At 67.1% G+C, this 598-nt stretch carries 1 protein-coding gene; it reads right to left on the minus strand.

Annotation, left to right across the window (positions count from 1 at the left end):
* The coding region (locus J0695_RS41665; RefSeq protein WP_505383648.1) for an NAD(P)/FAD-dependent oxidoreductase at positions 1–598 on the minus strand (598 nt) is incomplete at both ends.

The raw sequence follows: 598 nt of genomic DNA on the forward strand, positions 1-598 counted from the left end.
GTACGACGTTGTACTCCTCCAGCCTGACCTCCTGCGTCACCTTGCGGAACTCCGCTGTGGTGCCGGGCCAGACGGTGGTGTTGCGGCCGTTCGCGTCGAGGTACCAGCTGTCGCAGCCGGTGTTCCACACGGTGCGCTTCATGCGGTCCTGCATGTGGTCGTTCCAGGCGTCGACCGCCTCGGGGCGCGGGTCGAGCGCGACCTTGCCGCCCAGGGTGTCGAGCTTCCTGACGTAGTCGACCATGTAGTTGAGCTGGGCCTCGATCATGAGGATCATCGAGCTGTTCCCGAGGCCCGTGTTGGGGCCGATGATCGTCATGAAGTTGGGGAAGCCGTCGGCCGTGCAGCCCCGCAGCCCCTTCATGCCGTCCCGCCAGTGCTCCATCAGCGTCGTGCCGTCGGCGCCCTTGACGCGGTGCCCGATCGGCATGTCGGTGACGTGGAAGCCGGTGCCGAAGACGATCGCGTCGACCTCGGTCTCCGTGCCGTCGGAGGCGACGAGGGTGTTGCCGCGCACCTCCTTGAGGCCGGCGGCGACGACGTCCACATTGGGCTGCGCGAGCGCCGGGTAGTAGCTGTTGGACAGCAGGATGCGCTT

The organism is Streptomyces beijiangensis, from assembly GCF_017315755.1.
GTDB lineage: Bacteria > Actinomycetota > Actinomycetes > Streptomycetales > Streptomycetaceae > Streptomyces > Streptomyces beijiangensis.